Genomic DNA, 17,842 nt, shown 5'->3' with positions numbered 1-17,842 from the left:
ACCGGGGTAATCCGTGAAAAAGCTCTCCGCACGACGACGCCATCCGCTGGCGGCGCTCGTCGTCCTACTCCTCGCGCTGGCGTGCACGGGGGGGCTGTACGCCGCGTTCGCGCCCGCGAGCAAGGCGCAGGCAGATGAAACCGCCCAGTCCCTGGCCATCGAAGAGGGCAAGAAGCTCTACGCCGTAGGCTGCGCAAGCTGCCACGGCACCGGCGGTCAGGGCAGTTCCGACGGTCCGAGCCTGGTCGGCGTGGGCGCCGCGGCCGTCGACTTCCAGGTCGGCACCGGGCGTATGCCGGCGGCGACCTCCCAGGGCGCCCAGGTGCCCAAGAAGAAGGTCATCTACACGCAGGCCCAGATCGACCAGCTCGCCGCGTACGTCGCCTCCCTCGGCGCCGGCCCGAACGTCCCCACCGAGGCCCAGTACGGCCCGGAGGGCGCCGACATCGCCAAGGGCGGCGAGCTGTTCCGCACCAACTGCGCGCAGTGCCACAACTTCACCGGCAAGGGCGGTGCCCTCACCAAGGGCAAGTACGCCCCGACCCTCGAGGGCGTGGACCCGAAGCACATCTACGAGGCCATGCAGACCGGCCCGCAGAACATGCCCTCCTTCCCCGACACCACGCTGTCGGAGCAGAACAAGAAGGACATCATCGCGTACCTGCACGCGGTCAACAGCGACGAGACGGTGAACCCGGGCGGTCTGGAGCTGGGCGGCCTCGGCCCCGTCAGCGAGGGCCTGTTCGCCTGGATCTTCGGTCTCGGCGCCCTGATCGCGGTCGCCGTCTGGGTCGCCGCTCGGACCGCAAAGGCCAAGAAGTCATGAGTAGCCAAGACATTCCAGAAGAGAACCTGCCCGCAGAGCAGGGCCACGCGCACGGTGCGGTCACCGTGGCGGACGAGAAGAACCCGTTCGCCGACCCGGGACTGCCGCCGCACGAGCACCGGATCCAGGACATCGACGAGCGGGCCGCCAAGCGGTCCGAGCGTGCGGTCGCCTTCCTGTTCACGCTCTCGATGCTCGCGACCGTCGGCTTCATCGCGTCCTTCGTGACGATCCCCGCCGACAAGTCGATCTTCGTGTTCCCGATCGGCCACATCAGCGCGCTGAACTTCGCGCTGGGTCTGACCCTGGGCACGGCGCTGTTCACCATCGGCGCCGGCGCGGTCCACTGGGCCCGCACCCTGATGTCCGACGTGGAGGTCGCCGACGAGCGGCACCCGATCGCCGCCTCCCCCGAGGTGCGCGCCAAGGTCCACGCGGACTTCAAGGCGGGCGCCCAGGAGTCGGCCATCGGCCGGCGCAAGCTGATCCGCAACACGATGTTCGGCGCGCTCACCCTGGTGCCGCTCTCCGGCATCGTGCTGCTGCGCGACCTCGGCCCGCTGCCCGAGGACAAGCTGCGCCACACGCTGTGGGCCAAGGGCAAGCTGCTCGTCAACATGAACACGAACGAGCCGCTGCGTCCCTCGGACGTCGCCGTCGGTTCGCTCACCTTCGCCATGCCCGAGGGCCTGGAGGAGCACGACGAGAACTTCCAGAACGAGATCGCCAAGGCGGCCCTGATGATCGTCCGGCTCCAGCCGGAGAACATCAAGGACAAGCGCGAGCTCGAGTGGTCGCACGAAGGCATCGTGGCGTACTCGAAGATCTGCACCCACGTCGGCTGCCCGATCTCCCTGTACGAGCAGCAGACGCACCACGTGCTGTGCCCCTGCCACCAGTCCACCTTCGACCTCTCCGACGGTGCCCGAGTGATCTTCGGCCCGGCCGGTCACGCCCTGCCGCAGTTGCGCATCGGTGTGAACGACGAGGGCTACCTCGAGGCGCTCAGCGACTTCGAAGAGCCCGTCGGTCCTGCCTTCTGGGAGCGCGGATGAGCACCACAGAGAACACCGAGGCCCGCGAACGCGGCAAGGCCCCGGCCGGCGAGCGCATCGCCGACTGGGCCGACGGCCGGCTGGGGATCTACTCCCTGGCCAAGGCCAACATGCGGAAGATCTTCCCCGACCACTGGTCGTTCATGCTGGGCGAAGTCTGCATGTACAGCTTCCTCATCATCATCCTGACCGGTGTCTATCTGACGCTGTTCTTCCACCCGTCGATGAACGAGGTGGAGTACCACGGCAGTTACGTCCCGCTCCAGGGACAGCTCATGTCGGAGGCGTTCAGCTCGACGCTGCACATCTCCTTCGACGTGCGCGGCGGTCTGCTGATCCGGCAGATCCACCACTGGGCGGCGCTGATCTTCCTCGCCGGCATGTTCGTGCACATGATGCGCGTGTTCTTCACGGGCGCATTCCGCAAGCCGCGTGAGATCAACTGGCTGTTCGGCTTCCTGCTGTTCGTCCTGGGCATGTTCACCGGTTTCACCGGCTACTCGCTCCCGGACGACCTGCTCTCCGGCACCGGTGTCCGCTTCACCCAGGGCGCCATCCTGTCGATGCCGATCGTCGGCACGTACATCTCGATGTTCCTGTTCGGCGGGGAGTTCCCGGGCCACGACTTCGTGGCGCGGTTCTACTCGATCCACATCCTGCTGCTGCCGGGCATCATGCTCGGCCTGATGGTGGCGCACCTGATCCTGGTCTTCTACCACAAGCACACGCAGTTCGCGGGCCCCGGCAAGAACAACAAGAACGTCGTCGGCATGCCGCTGCTGCCGGTGTACATGGCCAAGGCCGGAGGCTTCTTCTTCCTGGTCTTCGGTGTGATCGCGATCATCTCCGCGGTCACCCAGATCAACCCGATCTGGGCGCTCGGCCCCTACCGTCCGGACCAGGTGTCCACCGGCGCCCAGCCCGACTGGTACATGGGCTTCGCCGAGGGTCTGATCCGCTTCATGCCGGGCTGGGAGATCAACCTCTGGGGCCACACGCTGGTCCTGGGCGTGTTCATCCCGCTGGTGCTCTTCGGTGTCGTCCTCGCGGCGCTCGCCGCCTACCCCTTCATCGAGTCGTGGGTGACCGGCGACAAGCGCGAGCACCACATCCTGGACCGCCCGCGCAACGCGCCGACCCGCACCGCGCTCGGCGTCGCCTGGGTCACGATGTACATGATCACCCTGGTGGGCGGCGGCAACGACCTGTGGGCCACGCACTTCCACCTGTCGATCAACTCGATCACCTGGTTCGTCCGGATCTTCTTCTTCGTCGGACCGGTCATCGCGTACATCCTCACCAAGCGGATCTGCCTCGGCCTCCAGCGCCGGGACCGGGACAAGGTGCTGCACGGCCGGGAGACCGGCACCATCAAGCGCCTGCCGCACGGTGAGTTCATCGAGGTGCACGAGCCGCTCAGCCAGGAGCAGCTCTACACGCTCACGGCCCACGAGCAGTACGAGCCGGCCGCGATCGGCGCCACGGTCGACGAGAACGGTGTCGAGCGCAAGGTGAAGGCCACCGAGAAGCTGCGTGCCAAGATCAGCGGCGCGTACTTCGGCGAGGACCAGCAGATCCCCAAGCCGACCGTCGAGGAGTACAAGGAGATCACGAGCGGCCACGGCCACCACTGATCCCCAGGCGTCGCCACGCCCTGAGTGAAGGGCCCCGTCCGGTCTTCGGACGGGGCCCTTCGCCGTGTCCGCGGGCTGGATAGGGTGGGATCACACCCTGTTTGCGCGAGCCCTGCTCGCCCGTACGACACCCAGGAGCGGCTATGAGCGCTGTGACCCCCGCCGGAGGCGACACCGCGGCGGTCCGTTCCTGGCCCGCCCTGCTGAACGGCCTGCTGGCCGGCCGGGACCTGTCGGCGGACGACACCGCCTGGGCCATGGACCTGATGATGCGCGGCGAGGCGACCGACGCCCAGATCGCCGGGTTCGCGGTGGCGCTGCGGGCCAAGGGCGAGACCGTCGCGGAGATCAACGGCCTCGTGCGGACGATGTACGAGCACGCCAACCTGATCGAGGTGCCGGGCCGCACCGTCGACATCGTCGGCACCGGCGGTGACGGCGCCAAGACGGTCAACATCTCCACGATGTCGTCGATCGTGGTGGCCGGCACCGGCGCCAAGGTCGTCAAGCACGGCAACCGCGCCGCGTCCTCGGCCTCCGGCGCCTCGGACGTCCTGGAGAAGCTCGGCGTCAATCTGGAGCTGACGCCGAAGCGGGTGGCCGAGGTCGCCGAGGAGGCCGGGATCACCTTCTGCTTCGCCGTCAAGTTCCATCCGGCGCTGCGCCATGTCGGCGCCGCCCGCGGCCAGTTGGGCATCCGTACGGTGTTCAACGCGCTCGGTCCGCTGACCAACCCGGCGAAGGTGCGGGCGCAGGCGGTGGGGGTCGCCGATCCCCGGATGGCGCCGATCGTCGCCGGGGTCTTCGCCGAGCGCGGCCACTCCTCGCTGGTCTTCCGCGGCGACGACGGCTTCGACGAGCTGACGACCACCTCCACCTCCCGGGTGTGGGTCGTCCGCGACGGCACGGTCACCGAGGAGACCTTCGACCCGCGCGAGGTCGGCATCGAACTGGTCCCGGTGGAGGCCCTGCGCGGCGGTGACCCGTCCTACAACGCCGAGGTCGCCCGGCGGCTCCTGGAGGGCGAGCCGGGCCCGGTGCGCGACGCCGTCCTGCTGAACTCGGCGGCGGCCCTGGTCGCCCTCGACCCGGCCGCGGGGACGCTCGCCGAGCAGATCGCCGCCGGTATGGCCCGTGCCGCCGAGTCCGTCGACTCCGGGGCGGCCCGCCGGGTCCTGGAGCGCTGGGTCACCGCCAGCAACGCCTGACGTGACGGGAATCGCCGTCCCGCGATCCGGACACGGGTTGCGGGACGGCGATCACGTCCCGTAGTTTCTGTACCAGGTCATGAGTGACAGTCATGAGGCCCCGGCCGACTGTCCGGCAACCCTCCGTCCGTGGCGGGGTGCCCCGGGTGAAGACCAGGCCGTAGGCAGCGAGGTCTACGGCAAGCGCGGGCCCCTCTCGACACCAGGGGTCCTGGTCGTTCGAGGGAGTCTTCCGTGAGCCAGCGAATGCGATAGGGCCGCCGAGCCCCGCCTCCGCGCACCCCTTTTCACTCTTCTTCCTTTCCTCTCACGGGAGTTCCGTCATGTCTGTCTCCACCGCTGCCTCCGTCCAGGACATTTGTGCCCCGCTGCCCGTTCTGGGCTGTGATGTCACCGTCCCGCTCGTCACCGGTGGCGAGGTCACCTACGCCGCGCTCGACTACGCCGCCAGCGCACCGGCGTTGCAGCGGGTCTGGGACGACGTCGCGGCCTACGCGCCGTACTACGGCAGCGTCCACCGCGGCGCCGGATACCTCTCCCAGCTCTCGACGGACCTGTTCGAGAACGCCCGCGCCACGGTCGCCGCGTTCCTGGACTGCCGCGCCGACGACCAGGTGGTCTTCACCCGCTCCACCACCGACTCCCTCAACCTGCTCGCCTCCGCCCTGCCCGCCGGCTGCCAGGTCTTCGTCTTCGAGACCGAGCACCACGCCTCGCTGCTGCCCTGGCGGGACGCCCGGGTCACCTACCTCGACGCCCCCCGCACCCCGGGACAGGCCGTCGAGACCCTGGAGCGGGCCCTCGCCGACCGCGACCCCCACGGCCCGGCCCTGGTCTGCGTGACCGGCGCCTCCAACGTCACCGGCGAGCTGTGGCCGGTGCGGGAGCTGGCCGCGGCCGCGCACGCCCACGGCGCCCGGATCGTCCTGGACGCCGCCCAGCTCGCCCCGCACCACCCGGTGTCCGTCCGGGACCTCGACGTCGACTGGGTCGCCTTCTCCGGGCACAAGCTGTACGCGCCCTTCGGCTCCGGAGTCCTGGCCGGCCGCGCCGACTGGCTGCGCGCCGCCGACCCCTACCTCGCGGGCGGCGGTGCGAGCCGCCGGGTCACCCGGCGCGAGGACGGGGGAGTGGACGTGGAGTGGCACGACAGCGCGGCCCGGCACGAGGCCGGCTCGCCGAACGTGATCGGCGCCTACTCCATCGCCTCCGCCTGCAAGGCGCTCACCGAGGCCGGCTTCGACACGCTGGTCGCGCGCGAGCGGCAGCTCATCGAGAAGGTGCGCACGGGCCTCGCCGACGTGCCGGAGGTGCGGATCCTGTCGCTCTTCGGCGACGACGCGCCCCGGGTCGGGGTGATCTCCTTCGTCGTCGACGGCTGGAACAGCTCCCACTTCGCCGCCGCCCTGTCCGCCGAGTACGGCATCGGCGTCCGCGACGGCCTGTTCTGCGCCCACCCGCTGGTGCGCACCCTGCTGGGCGGCGCCCCCGAGGCGCAGGGCGAGTGCGGGGCCCCCGAGGCGGCGCCGGGCGAGAAGTCCCTCAACGCCATCCGGGTGAGCTTCGGCGCCGGGACGCCCGACGAGCACGTGGACCGCTTTGTGGCGGCCGTGCGCGAGCTGGTCACCGACGGTGCGCGGTGGACGTACCGCACGCAGGACGGCCGCTGCGTCCCGGCGGTCTGACCGGGTCCCTCGTCCCCCGGGGCCGGGAGGCGGCGGTCAGCCGGTCAGGAGTCCAGGCCGATCGCGAACGCCGCCTCCAGGTCGTGCTGCGAGTACGTCCGGAACGCCACGTGGGTGTCCGTCGCCTCCACGCCGGGGATCTTGCTGATGCTGCCCGGGATCACATCGGCGAGGTCGTCGTGCCGCTTCACCCGCACCATGGCGATCAGGTCGTAGGTCCCGGTGACGGAGAAGACCTCGCTGACGCTCTCCAGCGAGGCGATCCGCTCGGCGATCTCGGGGATCCGGTCCACGCTGGTCTTGATGAGGACGATCGCGGTGATCACGGCTGGTTCTCTCCCTCGGGGGCCGGAGCGGGGGTGGCCCTCACTCTAGTCCCAGGACGAAACCGCGTCCCAGGGCGGAACCGCGCCCACGCGTAGCCGAGGCCCAGGCCGAAGCCCACCAGGTGGGCCAGATAGGCCACGCCGGGGCCCTGGGGCGCCCGGCCCGCCGCCACCCACTGGAGGGCCGCCCAGCAGGGCAGGACGACCCAGGCGGGGAAGCGCAGCGGCAGGAAGAACAGGAACGGCAGAAGACTGGTCACCCGCGCCCGGGGGAACAGGTACAGAAACGCGCCCAGCACCGCGGAGATCGCCCCCGACGCCCCCACCAGCGAGGCCGGCGACCCGGCGTTGGCCGCGGCGTAACCCAGCAGCGCCAGGTAGCCGCAGCCGACGTAGAACAGCGTGAACTGGACGCGGCCCATCCGCTCCTCGGTCATCACGCCGAAGACGTAGAGGAAGAGCATGTTGCCCAGGAGGTGCACCCAGCTACCGTGGATGAACAGCGCCGTCGCCGGGGTCAGCGCGGCCCGCGGGGAGTCCGTGAACAGCTCCACCGGGATCACCCCCCAGCGGCGGAAATAGGCGCGCTGGGCGGCGAGCAGGGCGTCGCCGGAGCCGTAGGCGGGATCGAGGCCCGCGGCCGGGCCCAGCACGAAGATCGCGGAGCACACGGCGATCAGCACATGCGTCACCGGAGCCCGTCGGAACGCGGCGCCGAGGGGGCCGCTCCACTTGCCGATCATGAACACAGAGCATGACGTAACGGGACGCACTCGCCCGTACCGCCTCGCCGCCGTGGACGGACGGGCGGTGAGGACCCGCCAGGCCGTAGGGTTACGAGCCATACACGGCGGGGAGCCTCCGGCCCGACCCGTTCGTACCAGCGACACCAGCGACCCGACACCAGAAGGAGCGGACAGTCACCATGACGGTTCCCCTGCCGACCGCCACCACCCGGTGGCGCTGCACCCTGTGCGGCAACCTCACCCGGTTCGACGTCACGCGTTCGTCGAAGGCCGTCGAGTACGTCCACCTCGACCTGGCGGGCGAGCCCAAGGTGGAGGAGCGCGAGGTGGTCAGTGAGACCATCGAGTCGGTGCGGTGCCGCTGGTGCAACGCCGTGGACCAGGTGGAACTCGTGGATCGGCCGGGCGCCAGCTCCTGACCGGAGCCGGCCCCGTACACGTATTGGGGTGTGACGGATGGTGGAGAGCGCAGGCGGGGGGCCGGGCGACGGCGCCGCTGAGATGCTCGACCGTCCGCTGCCCGACGGGGTGCGCCGCCGGGTCGTGCAGATCGTCTCCGACGGCTTCGGCGGGCTGACCGTCGGCGAACTGCCCGCGCAGTTGCGGCAGTACGCCCGGTTCGCCCCGAACCGCCGGGCCAAGTTCGCGGGCAACGCGATGGCGGCCGCGCTGGAGACCGACGCGCTGTTCCGGCAGCGCATCGCCGAGAAGTTCAGAGAAGCCCAGCCGGAGCTGTCCGGCGCCCTCGACTCCGGCTCGCCGACCCCGGCCGCGGACCCGCTCGACGTGGCGGCCGCGGCCTATGTGCTGCGCCCCGTCGGCTGGGTGAAGCTGGTCACCGCGGCGGGCGAGGAGGCCCAGCGGGCGGACGCCGAGCGCGTCGACGACGAGACCCGGGCCGAACTGGCGCGGCTGCGCGAGGAACTGGACCGCGCCCGGGAGCAGAGCCGGGCGGACACCGAGCGGCTGCGCACCGAGCTGGACGCGGCGCGCAAGGAGGCGGAGTCCCTCCACCGCAAGCTGCGTTCGGCCCTCAGTGACGTGAAGCGGGGCGAGGCGGCCCTGCGCAAGGTGCAGGCCGAGACGGAGGCCGTACGCGCCGAGGGGCAGACCCAGGTGTCCGCCGCCGAGAGCGAGGCCCGGCGGCTCAAGGCGCGGCTCGGCGAGGCGGAGGCGGCCCTGGAGGCGGCCCGCCGGGCGGCCCGCGAGGGGCGCAGCGTCGAGGACATGCGGGTCCGGCTGCTGCTCGACACCGTGCTCGACGCGGCCCAGGGGCTGCGCCGCGAACTGGCGTTGCCGCCGGTGTCGGTGCGGCCCGCGGAGACGGTCGACGCGGTCGAGCCGGGCCGGATGACCCCCAAGGACATCGCCGCGCGCGCCCTGTCGGAGAACGACCCGGCCATCATCGACCAGTTGCTCGCCCTGCCCCAGGCGCATCTCGTGGTCGACGGCTACAACGTCACCAAGACCGGCTATCCGCAGATGCCGCTGGAGAAGCAGCGGCTGCGGCTGCTGGGGCAGCTCTCCCAGCTCGCGGCGCAGACCGGCGCCGAGGTCACCTGTGTCTTCGACGGGGCCGAACTGGCCGCGCCGGTACTGCTCGCGCCGCCGCGCGGGGTGCGGGTGCTGTTCTCCAAGGCGGGGGTGACCGCCGACGAGCTGATCCGCCAGCTCGTGCGCGCGGAGCCGCCCGGCCGGCCGGTGATCGTCGTCTCCACCGACCGCGAGGTGGCCGACGGCGTCGCCAAGGCGGGGGCCCGGCCGGTCGCTTCGGCGGTCCTCCTCAAGCGCCTGTCCTGACGCCTGTCACGGCGCCTGTCCCGAAGGTCGATGTTGCAGGTTTAACGCCCGAATTGGCGGAATCGTCACGCAACGTAGCGTCAACCCGGCATCACCGCACGTGAGTTAGTTGAAAAAACTGCGTTGCGTGAGGTGTTTTTTGTGGCTGGGGATTTGAAGTGATCACGGCCGGGTCACTAAGGTCTGGGCTCGAACCTCCACACGGGTGATCACTCAAAAGAAGGAGCCCGTCTCCGTGGCGTCCCACCGTCGACCGAAGCAGCCGAGTCGCGCGCGCGTGACCGTGCTCACCACCGCAGCCGCCGCTGCCGTCGCGCTCAGCTCCCAGGCAGCCAACGCGGCGCCGAGCGAGAAGCCGAGCAAGGACGAGGTGAAGACGAAGGTCGACAAGCTCTACGAAGAGGCGGAGCAGGCCACCGAGAAGCTCAACGGCGCCACGGAGAAGCAGGAGAAGCTCCAGAAGGAGATCTCCACCATCCAGGACAACGTCGCCCGCGGCCAGGAGGAACTGAACGCGCTCCGCGACTCGATGGGCCTGGCGGCCGCCGCGCAGTACCGCACCGGCACCATCGACCCCTCCCTCCAGCTCTTCCTGTCGGCCGACCCCGACGACTACCTGGACAAGGCGTCCGCCGCGGACCAGCTCAGCGCCCAGCAGGTCGAGGCGCTGAAGAAGATCCAGGTCAAGCAGCGCGAGCTGGCGCAGGACCGCGCCGAGGCGTCCGACAAGCTCAAGGACCTCGCCTCCACCCGGACCGAGCTGGGCAAGAAGAAGAAGGAAGTCCAGGGCAAGCTCGCCGAGGCGCAGAAGCTCCTCAACTCCCTGACCGCCAAGGAGAAGGCCGCGCTGGCCGCCGAGCAGGACCGCGCCAACCGCTCCTCCTCCGCCCGCGTCGACCTGGGCAACTCCACGCCCGCCTCCGGCCGCGCCGCCGCCGCGTTCTCCGCCGCCCAGTCCAAGCTGGGCACCCCGTACGTCTACGGCGCCACCGGCCCGTCCTCCTTCGACTGCTCGGGCCTGACCTCCTGGGCCTACGCCCAGGCCGGCGTCGGCATACCCCGGACCTCCGAGTCGCAGTCCACGATCGGCACGAAGATCTACTCGTCGAGCCAGCTCCAGGTCGGCGACCTGGTCTTCTTCTTCGGCGATCTGCACCACGTCGGCCTGTACGCGGGCAACGGCCAGATCATCCACGCGCCCCGCAGCGGCACCGTCGTGCGGTACGAGTCGATGAACACCATCGGCGGCCCGTTCATGTTCGGCGTCCGCGTCTGACCCGAGCGGCCCGGGAAAGCGCCGCCCCGCCGGTCCAAGATCAGGACACGGCACCGCCCGAACGGGCGAATTACGACGACCCGATGTGACCCCACGCCCCGCCGGTGACCTGCGTCAGCGGCGGGGCGTCACTGTGCGTGCCGTACGGAGGTCTTTGGTCACCCCCTGGACTCGGGGCTACTGTCTGCCCCGTTTCGTCAGCCAGGGGAAGGAGCGCGGCTTCCGTGGGGTCCCATCGCCGCCTTGCACCGTCCGGGTTCGACCGGGGTGCCACCTGCGCCCTGTCCGCGCTGTCCGCCGCGGCCGCCGCTCTCGGCGCCCTCGCCGCCGTACCGGCCTCGGCCGCGCCGCACGAGGACACCCGGGCCGAGGTGGACCGGCTCTACGCGGAGGCCGAGAAGGCCACCGAGGCGTACAACGAGGCCGGGGAGCGCGCCGACGTCCTGCGCGAGCAGGTCGGTGCCGCCCGGGACGCGATCGCCCGGCAGCAGGGGCACATCAACGACCTGCGGGAGGAACTCGGTTCGCTGGCCGGGGCGCAGTACCGCTCCGGCGGCCTCGACCCCTCCCTGGCGCTGCTGTTCTCCGACGACCCGGACGACTACCTCGACAAGGCGTCCGTCCTGGACCGCATCACCGCCCACCAGGCCGGGGAGCTGAAGGAACTGCGGGGCGCGGTGCGCGAACTCGCCCAGGACCGCACCGAGGCGGCCCGCAAGCTCGCCGATCTGGAGGCGAGCCGCAAGGCCGTCGTACGCCACAAACGCACCGTCGAGGACAAGCTCGCGCGGGCCCGGCAGCTCCTCAACTCCCTGCCGTACGCCGAGCGCGCCGCCTGGGACCGGGCCTCCCGGTCGGGCCGCGCCGGTCTGCCGGGGCTCTTCGGCGACGTACCGGCCTCGGGCCGGGCCGGCGCCGCGCTCGCCGCCGCGCGGTCCGCGCTCGGCCGGCCGTACGTCTGGGGCGCCAACGGGCCCTCCGGCTTCGACTGTTCGGGCCTGGTGCAGTGGTCGTACGCGCAGGCCGGGGTCGCCCTGCCGCGCACCTCGCAGGCCCAGGCGCACGCGGGGCGGCGGGTGCCGCTCTCCCAGGCCCGGCCCGGGGACATCGTCACCTACCGCTCCGACGCCAGCCATGTCGGCATGTACGTCGGCAACGGCCAGGTCATCCACGCCCCCTACCCGGGCGCGCCGGTGCGCTACGACCCGGTCGGGATGATGTCCGTCTCCGCGGTGACCCGGCCCTGACGGTCCCGACCGCCCCTGGCCCGCTCCCGACCGCCCCTGGCCCGCTCGCGACCGCCCCTGGCCCGCTCGCGACCGCCCCTGGCCCGCTCGCGACCGCCCCTGGCCCGCTCGCGACCGCCCGTGACCGGCGCCCGGCCGGGCCGGCCGCCGTACGATCGGGAGGATGGCTGGTCACGGGCGGGTGCGCGGATCCGGGGTGGTGGCGCTCTGTCTGCTGCTCGTCTCCCTGGTGGCCTGCGGCGGCCGGGCCCCGCAGGACGGGGTGCGCTCCGAGGTGCAGCGGGTGCTGGACCGGCGTGCGGCGGCCGTTCTCGCCCAGGACGCCCGCGCGTACGCGGCCACCGGCGGCGCCCCCTCCTACGCCCGGCTGCGGGCCGTCCCGCTGGCCGCCTGGTCGTATCGGGTGACCGAGGTGCGCCGGGACGGCGACACGGCGACCGCCGACGCCGAGCTGAGCTACCGCGTCGAGGGCCACGACCGGGCTCCGGTGACCGCCGCCCGCACCCTGCGGCTCGTCCGCTCCGGGGACGGACGGTGGACGGTGGCCTCCGAGCGGCCCGCCCCGAAGGCCGCCGAGCAACTGTGGGACCAGGGCACGGTGAGCGCGGTGCGCGGCGCGCACAGCCTGGTGCTGGGCGCCGGGCAGAGCCGGGCGCGGCTGCGGGAGTTCGCCGACCTCGCGGACGGCGCGGTCCCGGCGGTGTCGGCGGCCTGGGGCACCGGCTGGGCGGGGCGGGTCGTCGTGCTGGTGCCGAAGTCGCTCGACGACATGGCGGGGCTGCTGGGCTCGCCCGCCTCCTCCTACCGGGGGATCGCGGCCGTCACCACCGGGGAGACCGGCGGCGGGGCGAAGGCGCCCGCGGACCGGATCGTGGTCAATCCCGACGCCTACGCCATGCTCGGGCAGCTCGGACGGCAGGTCGTGCTGACCCACGAGACCACCCATGTCGCCACCCGCGCCCACACCAACGGGGCCACCCCGCTGTGGCTGTCCGAGGGGTACGCCGACTGGGTCGGCTACCGCGAGACCGGCCGCACCCCGCGCGAGGCGGCCCCCGAGCTGGGCAGCGCGGTCGCCCGCGGGGAGCTGCCGGAGGAGCTGCCCGCCGACGAGGACTTCGGGTTCTCCGGGGACGGGGGCCGGCTGGCCCGGGCGTACGAGGGCGGCTGGCTGGCCTGCCGGCTGATCGCCGAGCGGTGGGGCGAGGTGAAGCTGGACGCGTTCTACCGGGCCGTGGGGGCGCACGGGACGCGGCCGGGGGCGGTCGAGGGGGCGCTGGACAGCGTGCTGGGCGTCTCCCCGGAGGACTTCACGGCGAGCTGGAGGGAGTATCTGGTCGCTCAGCTCGGCTGAGCCGGCGTGCCGAGAAGAAGCTGGCCGGGGTCTCCAGGTGAGCCGGCCCGGCGGGACGGGGATAAGGTCGTCCGCGATGCACAAGACCCTGATCGTGACCAACGACTTCCCGCCCCGGCCCGGTGGTATCCAGGCGTTCCTGCACAACATGGCGCTCCGGCTCGACCCGGACCGGCTCGTCGTCCACGCCTCGACCTGGAAGCGGTCGCGGGAGGGCGTCGAGGCGACGGCCGCCTTCGACGCCGAGCAGCCCTTCACCGTCGTACGGGACTCCACGACGATGCTGCTGCCGACGCCCGGGGCGACCCGGCGGGCCGTCGGGCTGCTGCGGGAGCACGGGTGCACGTCGGTGTGGTTCGGGGCGGCCGCGCCGCTCGGGCTGATGGCGCCCGCGCTGCGCAGGGCCGGCGCCGAGCGGCTGGTGGCGACCACGCACGGGCACGAGGCCGGGTGGGCCCAACTCCCCGCGGCCCGGCGGCTTCTCGGGCGGATCGGGGAGGCCACGGACACGCTCACCTACCTCGGCGAGTACACCCGCTCCCGGATCGCCACCGCGCTGAGCGCCGAGGCGGCCGGACGGATGGTCCAACTGCCGCCCGGCGTCGACGAGAAGACCTTCCACCCGGGGTCGGGCGGCGACGAGGTGCGGGCCCGGCTCGGGCTCACCGACCGGCCGGTGGTCGTGTGCGTCTCACGGCTCGTGCCGCGCAAGGGCCAGGACACCCTGATCCGCGCGATGCCCCGGATCCTGGCCGCCGAACCGGACGCCGTGCTGCTGATCGTCGGCGGCGGGCCGTACGAGAACGACCTGCGCAGGCTCGCCCGGGAGACCGGCGTGGCCGCCTCCGTGCGGTTCACCGGCGCCGTGCCCTGGGCCGAACTCCCCGCGCACTACGGCGCCGGGGACGTCTTCGCGATGCCCTGCCGGACCCGGCGCGGCGGCCTGGACGTCGAGGGGCTCGGGATCGTCTACCTGGAGGCGTCGGCGACCGGCCTCCCGGTGGTCGCCGGGGACTCCGGGGGCGCGCCCGACGCCGTGCTCGACGGGGAGACGGGCTGGGTCGTGCCGGGCGACTCCCCGGCGGACACCGCCGAGCGGATCACCGTCCTCCTCGGCGACGCCGAACTGCGCCGCCGGATGGGGGAGCGGGGCCGGCGCTGGGTCGAGGAGAAGTGGCGCTGGGACCTGCTCGCCGACCGGCTGAAGGCGCTGCTGTGACGCAGGCGGCGCGGGCCCCTGTCGAGAGGAACCCGCGCCGACTCGGCCGTAGTGAGGGCTACTTGGCGTACAGCGCCTCGATCTCCGCCGCGTAGTCCTTCGCCACCACATTGCGCTTGAGCTTCAGCGACGGCGTCAGATGACCCGAGTCCTCGGTGAACTGGGCCGACAGGATACGGAACTTGCGCACCGACTCCGCCTTCGAGACCGCCGCGTTGCCGTCGTCGATCGCCGACTGGACGGCCGCCACCAGATCCGCGTCGTCCCGCAGCGAAGCCGCCGTGGAGTCCGCCGGCTTGCCGTGGTCGGCGGCCCAACGGCCCAGGAACTCCTCGTCGATGGTGACCAGCGCGCCCACGAACGGCCGCCCGTCGCCCACCACCATGCACTCCGCGACCAGCGCGTGCGCCCGGATACGGTCCTCTATGACCGCCGGGGCGACGTTCTTGCCGCCCGCGGTGACGATGATCTCCTTCTTGCGGCCGGTGATCCGCAGATAGCCGTCCTCGTCCAGGGTGCCGATGTCACCCGTGTGGAACCAGCCGTCGGCCAGCGCCTCGGCGGTCGCGCCCGGGTTGTTCCAGTACTCCTTGAACAGGTGCTCGCCGTGCAGCAGCACCTCGCCGTCGTCGGCGATCCGCACCACCGAGCCCGGCAGCGGCTGCCCGACCGTCCCGATCTTCTGCCGGTCCCACGGGTTGAACGCGGTCGCCGCACACGACTCCGTCAGGCCGTAGCCCTCCAGGACCGTGAAGCCGATACCGCGGAAGAAGTGGCCCAGCCGCTCGCCCAGCGGGGCGCCGCCCGAGATCGCGAACTCGCCGCGGCCGCCCAGCACCGCGCGCAGCTTGCCGTAGACCAGCCGGTCGAAGACCTTGTGCTTGAGCTTCAGACCGAGGGACGGACCCGACGGCAGGTCCAGCGCCCGGCTGTACGCGATCGCGGTGTCCGCCGCCTTGTCGAAGATCGCGCCCTTGCCGTCGGCCTGCGCCTTGGCCCGCGCCGAGTTGTAGACCTTCTCGAAGACCCGCGGCACGCCGAGGATCAGCGTCGGCCGGAAGGACGCCAGCTCGTCCGTGAGGTTCTTGATGTCCGGGACCGTGCCCAGCTTGATCGGCGCCATCATCGGGGCGATCTGCACCAGCCGGCCGAAGACGTGCGCCAGCGGCAGGAAGAGCAGCACGCTGCACTCACCGGTGCGGAACAGCGGCCGCAGCCGCTCCACGATGTTCCCGCACTCGGCGAAGAAGCTGCGGTGGGTGAGCACACAGCCCTTGGGCCGGCCGGTCGTGCCGGAGGTGTAGACGATGGTCGCCGGGTCGTCGGCCCGGGCGAGCGAGCTGCGCTCCTCCACCGTCGCGTCGGAGACGTCCTTGCCGAGCCGCCCCAGCTCCTCGACCCCGCCGGCCTCGATCTGCCAGACGTGCTTCAGGGCGGGCAGGGTGTCGCGCACCGACTCCACGGCCGCCGCGTGGGCGTCCAGCTCCACCACGACCGCGGTCGCGCCCGAGTCCGAGAGGATCCACTGCACCTGCTCCGGCGAGCTGGTCTCGTACACCGGCACGGTGACCGCGCCCGCGCACCAGATCGCGAAGTCGAGCAGCGTCCACTCGTACCGGGTGCGCGACATCAGCCCGACCCGGTCGCCCGGCTGGACCCCGGAGGCGATCAGACCCTTGGCGGCGGCGTGCACCTCGGCCAGGAAGGCGGTCGCGGTCACGTCCTGCCAGGCCCCGCCCGCCTTGCGCGCGATGACGGCGACGTCGGGATGCTGCGCGGCGTTTCTGCGGACGATGTCGGTCAGATTGCCGTCCGCGGGGACCTCGTACAAAGCCGGAAGGCTGAACTCGCGCAAGACTGCTGCTCCTCATAGGGCGCCGGCGCCACGACGTTGTGTGATGCGACGGTGCGGTCCACGGCTCGGGCGTGCTCAGACATTTCGGTCGTTGAAATCCTGAGCACAACTGGACTGCCCGGACGTTACCCGCCGGTATGGCGTCTTCGACAGGGGGCCCGACGAGATGTTCGCTGCGTCACACGGACTGATATTTCCTTGCGCACAGTAGTCCACCCCTTTACTGACTGGCCAGTAACCGCTATTCCCGCCGCCACTGTTCACGTGTGCCACACACGCCTACGCTTGATCGACATGTCATCCACACCGTCCGGAAACCGCCGGAACCGCGTGCACGTGGTCAGCGATGTGCACGGCAACGCCCGTGACCTGGCCCGGGCGGGGGAGGGCGCCGACGCGTTGATCTGCCTGGGCGACCTCGTCCTCTTCCTCGACTACGCCGACCACTCCCGCGGGATCTTCCCCGACCTCTTCGGCGTCGAGAACGCGGACCGGCTGGTGGAGCTGCGCACCGCCCGCCGCTTCGAGGAGGCCCGTGAACTGGGCGCCCGCCTCTGGGGCGGCGTCGGCGGCGACCGGCTCGCCGTCATCGAGCGGGCCGTGCGGGGACAGTACGCCGAGATGTTCCCGGCGTTCCCCACCCCGACGTACGCCACCTACGGCAATGTCGACATGCCGCAGCTCTGGAGCGAGTTCGCCGGACCCGGCACCACCGTCCTGGACGGCGAGCGCGTCGAGATCGGCGGCTGGGTCTTCGGCTTCGTCGGCGGCGGTCTGCGCACCCCCATGCGCACCCCCTACGAGATCGGCGACGAGGAGTACGCCGCCAAGATCGAGGCCCTCGGCGAGGTCGACGTGCTCTGCACCCACATCCCGCCCGAGGTCCCCGAACTCGTCTACGACACCGTCGCCCGCCGCTTCGAACGCGGCAGCCGCGCCCTCCTGGACGCCATCCACCGCACCCGCCCCCGCTACTCCCTCTTCGGCCACGTCCACCAGCCGCTCGCCCGGCGCATGCGGATCGGCGCGACCGAGTGCGTCAACGTCGGGCACTTCGCGAGCAGCGGCACACCCTGGGCCCTGGAGTGGTGACGCCCGCGGCGACCGGTGAAGGCGGCCGCCCGGGCGCGCGGTAGCCTTCACGCTGCACACACGTGCGCTCCCAGGGCGCGCACGGTGACCTCTCTCCCGGTCTTGACCGGCCAGCATCCGGAGGAGCCACGGCGATGGCGGAACACACCAGCTCGAGCATCACGATCGAGGCGGCACCGGCCGACGTCATGGCGGTCATCGCCGACTTCGTCCGCTACCCCGACTGGACCGGCGAGGTGAAGCAGGCCGAGGTCCTCAAGAAGGACGACCAGGGCCGCGCCGAGCAGGTCCGGCTGGTCATGGACGCCGGCGCCATCAAGGACGACCAGGTCCTCGGCTACACCTGGACCGGCGAGCACGAGGTGTCCTGGACCCTGGTGAAGTCGCAGATGCTCCGCCAGCTCGACGGCTCGTACCTCCTCAAGCCCGCCGGCGCGGGCGCCACCGAGGTCACCTACCAGCTCACCGTCGACGTCAAGATCCCCATGCTCGGCATGATCAAGCGCAAGGCCGAGAAGG

The 17,842-nt window shown here is 71.6% G+C and carries 16 protein-coding genes and 1 riboswitch; of the genes, 13 read left to right on the top strand and 3 right to left on the bottom strand.

What is annotated here, in order from left to right; genetic code table 11:
- Window positions 1-13: 13 nt before the first annotated feature.
- From G6W55_RS34605 to G6W55_RS34585, 5 genes are all read left to right on the top strand, one after another.
- Window positions 14-826 carry a c-type cytochrome gene (locus tag G6W55_RS34605; protein ID WP_175524616.1) on the top strand — a complete coding sequence of 271 codons (813 nt, stop codon included), beginning with the start codon at window positions 14-16 and terminating at the stop codon, window positions 824-826.
- A complete protein-coding gene (locus G6W55_RS34600; protein WP_175524615.1) occupies window positions 823-1,881 on the top strand; it encodes a ubiquinol-cytochrome c reductase iron-sulfur subunit in 1,059 nt (352 codons plus the stop codon). The genes G6W55_RS34605 and G6W55_RS34600 overlap by 4 nt, the downstream gene beginning before the upstream one ends.
- Complete coding sequence (locus G6W55_RS34595) at window positions 1,878-3,515, top strand: cytochrome bc complex cytochrome b subunit (protein ID WP_175524614.1); 1,638 nt, start codon at window positions 1,878-1,880, stop codon at window positions 3,513-3,515. The genes G6W55_RS34600 and G6W55_RS34595 overlap by 4 nt, the downstream gene beginning before the upstream one ends.
- Before the next feature lie 143 nt (window positions 3,516-3,658).
- Window positions 3,659-4,723 (top strand): anthranilate phosphoribosyltransferase, encoded by a 1,065-nt coding sequence (gene trpD, locus G6W55_RS34590; protein WP_175524613.1) that lies wholly within the window; start codon window positions 3,659-3,661, stop codon window positions 4,721-4,723.
- A gap of 75 nt (window positions 4,724-4,798) precedes the next feature.
- Window positions 4,799-4,915: riboswitch (SAM riboswitch) on the top strand.
- Window positions 4,916-5,046: 131 nt separating this feature from the next.
- Complete coding sequence (locus tag G6W55_RS34585) at window positions 5,047-6,408, top strand: aminotransferase class V-fold PLP-dependent enzyme (RefSeq protein ID WP_175524612.1); 1,362 nt, start codon at window positions 5,047-5,049, stop codon at window positions 6,406-6,408.
- 44 nt (window positions 6,409-6,452) lie between these two features.
- Here G6W55_RS34585 and G6W55_RS34580 read toward each other — a convergent pair whose 3' ends face one another.
- Together G6W55_RS34580 and G6W55_RS34575 are read right to left on the bottom strand one after the other, a co-directional pair.
- A complete protein-coding gene (locus G6W55_RS34580) occupies window positions 6,453-6,734 on the bottom strand; it encodes an Lrp/AsnC family transcriptional regulator (protein ID WP_030794599.1) in 282 nt (93 codons plus the stop codon).
- On the bottom strand, window positions 6,731-7,477 hold the full coding sequence (locus tag G6W55_RS34575; protein ID WP_175524611.1) for a rhomboid family intramembrane serine protease: 747 nt from the start codon (window positions 7,475-7,477) through the stop codon (window positions 6,731-6,733). The genes G6W55_RS34580 and G6W55_RS34575 overlap by 4 nt, the downstream gene beginning before the upstream one ends.
- Window positions 7,478-7,659: 182 nt before the next feature.
- On the opposite strand from G6W55_RS34575, the gene G6W55_RS34570 reads away from it, so the two are divergent.
- The 6 genes from G6W55_RS34570 (at window position 7,660) to G6W55_RS34545 (ending at window position 14,376) form a co-directional block, all read left to right on the top strand.
- Window positions 7,660-7,899, top strand: a complete 240-nt coding sequence (locus G6W55_RS34570) for a hypothetical protein (protein ID WP_175524610.1) — start codon at window positions 7,660-7,662, stop codon at window positions 7,897-7,899.
- A 37-nt stretch (window positions 7,900-7,936) separates the two neighbouring features.
- Complete coding sequence (locus tag G6W55_RS34565; RefSeq protein ID WP_175524609.1) at window positions 7,937-9,280, top strand: NYN domain-containing protein; 1,344 nt, start codon at window positions 7,937-7,939, stop codon at window positions 9,278-9,280.
- A 235-nt stretch (window positions 9,281-9,515) separates the two neighbouring features.
- The gene (locus G6W55_RS34560; protein WP_175524608.1) at window positions 9,516-10,556 is read left to right on the top strand and encodes an NlpC/P60 family protein; all 1,041 of its coding nucleotides are present in this window, start codon (window positions 9,516-9,518) and stop codon (window positions 10,554-10,556) included.
- 224 nt (window positions 10,557-10,780) lie between these two features.
- Window positions 10,781-11,803, top strand: a complete 1,023-nt coding sequence (locus G6W55_RS34555; RefSeq protein WP_175524607.1) for an NlpC/P60 family protein — start codon at window positions 10,781-10,783, stop codon at window positions 11,801-11,803.
- Window positions 11,804-11,966: 163 nt separating this feature from the next.
- A complete protein-coding gene (locus G6W55_RS34550; protein ID WP_175524606.1) occupies window positions 11,967-13,157 on the top strand; it encodes a hypothetical protein in 1,191 nt (396 codons plus the stop codon).
- A 76-nt stretch (window positions 13,158-13,233) separates the two neighbouring features.
- The gene (locus tag G6W55_RS34545) at window positions 13,234-14,376 is read left to right on the top strand and encodes a glycosyltransferase family 4 protein (protein WP_175524605.1); all 1,143 of its coding nucleotides are present in this window, start codon (window positions 13,234-13,236) and stop codon (window positions 14,374-14,376) included.
- Window positions 14,377-14,434: 58 nt separating this feature from the next.
- Here G6W55_RS34545 and G6W55_RS34540 read toward each other — a convergent pair whose 3' ends face one another.
- Window positions 14,435-16,231: a long-chain fatty acid--CoA ligase gene (locus G6W55_RS34540; protein WP_175524604.1), complete on the bottom strand. Its 1,797-nt coding sequence runs from the start codon at window positions 16,229-16,231 to the stop codon at window positions 14,435-14,437.
- Between the two features lie 336 nt (window positions 16,232-16,567).
- Between G6W55_RS34540 and G6W55_RS34535 the strand changes: the two genes are divergently transcribed.
- Both G6W55_RS34535 and G6W55_RS34530 read left to right on the top strand, forming a co-directional pair.
- On the top strand, window positions 16,568-17,323 hold the full coding sequence (locus tag G6W55_RS34535) for a metallophosphoesterase (protein WP_175524617.1): 756 nt from the start codon (window positions 16,568-16,570) through the stop codon (window positions 17,321-17,323).
- 134 nt (window positions 17,324-17,457) lie between these two features.
- The coding region (locus G6W55_RS34530; RefSeq protein WP_175524603.1) for an SRPBCC family protein at window positions 17,458-17,842 on the top strand (385 nt) is incomplete at its 3' end.

This window comes from Streptomyces sp. CAI-85 (genome assembly GCF_013363615.1).
Classification (GTDB): domain Bacteria; phylum Actinomycetota; class Actinomycetes; order Streptomycetales; family Streptomycetaceae; genus Streptomyces; species Streptomyces antibioticus_B.
This window is presented reverse-complemented; position numbering and strand designations above follow the sequence as displayed.

Bases quoted from the DNA above. Each gene is read 5' to 3' on its own strand.
- G6W55_RS34550 (WP_175524606.1), top strand. From the start codon at position 11,967: ATGGCTGGTCACGGGCGGGTGCGCGGATCCGGGGTGGTGGCGCTCTGT.
- G6W55_RS34565 (WP_175524609.1), top strand. From the start codon at position 7,937: ATGGTGGAGAGCGCAGGCGGGGGGCCGGGCGACGGCGCCGCTGAGATG.
- G6W55_RS34545 (WP_175524605.1), top strand. From the start codon at position 13,234: ATGCACAAGACCCTGATCGTGACCAACGACTTCCCGCCCCGGCCCGGT.
- G6W55_RS34585 (WP_175524612.1), top strand. From the start codon at position 5,047: ATGTCTGTCTCCACCGCTGCCTCCGTCCAGGACATTTGTGCCCCGCTG.
- trpD (WP_175524613.1), top strand. From the start codon at position 3,659: ATGAGCGCTGTGACCCCCGCCGGAGGCGACACCGCGGCGGTCCGTTCC.
- G6W55_RS34595 (WP_175524614.1), top strand. From the start codon at position 1,878: ATGAGCACCACAGAGAACACCGAGGCCCGCGAACGCGGCAAGGCCCCG.
- G6W55_RS34600 (WP_175524615.1), top strand. From the start codon at position 823: ATGAGTAGCCAAGACATTCCAGAAGAGAACCTGCCCGCAGAGCAGGGC.
- G6W55_RS34575 (WP_175524611.1), bottom strand. From the start codon at position 7,477: ATGATCGGCAAGTGGAGCGGCCCCCTCGGCGCCGCGTTCCGACGGGCT.
- G6W55_RS34570 (WP_175524610.1), top strand. From the start codon at position 7,660: ATGACGGTTCCCCTGCCGACCGCCACCACCCGGTGGCGCTGCACCCTG.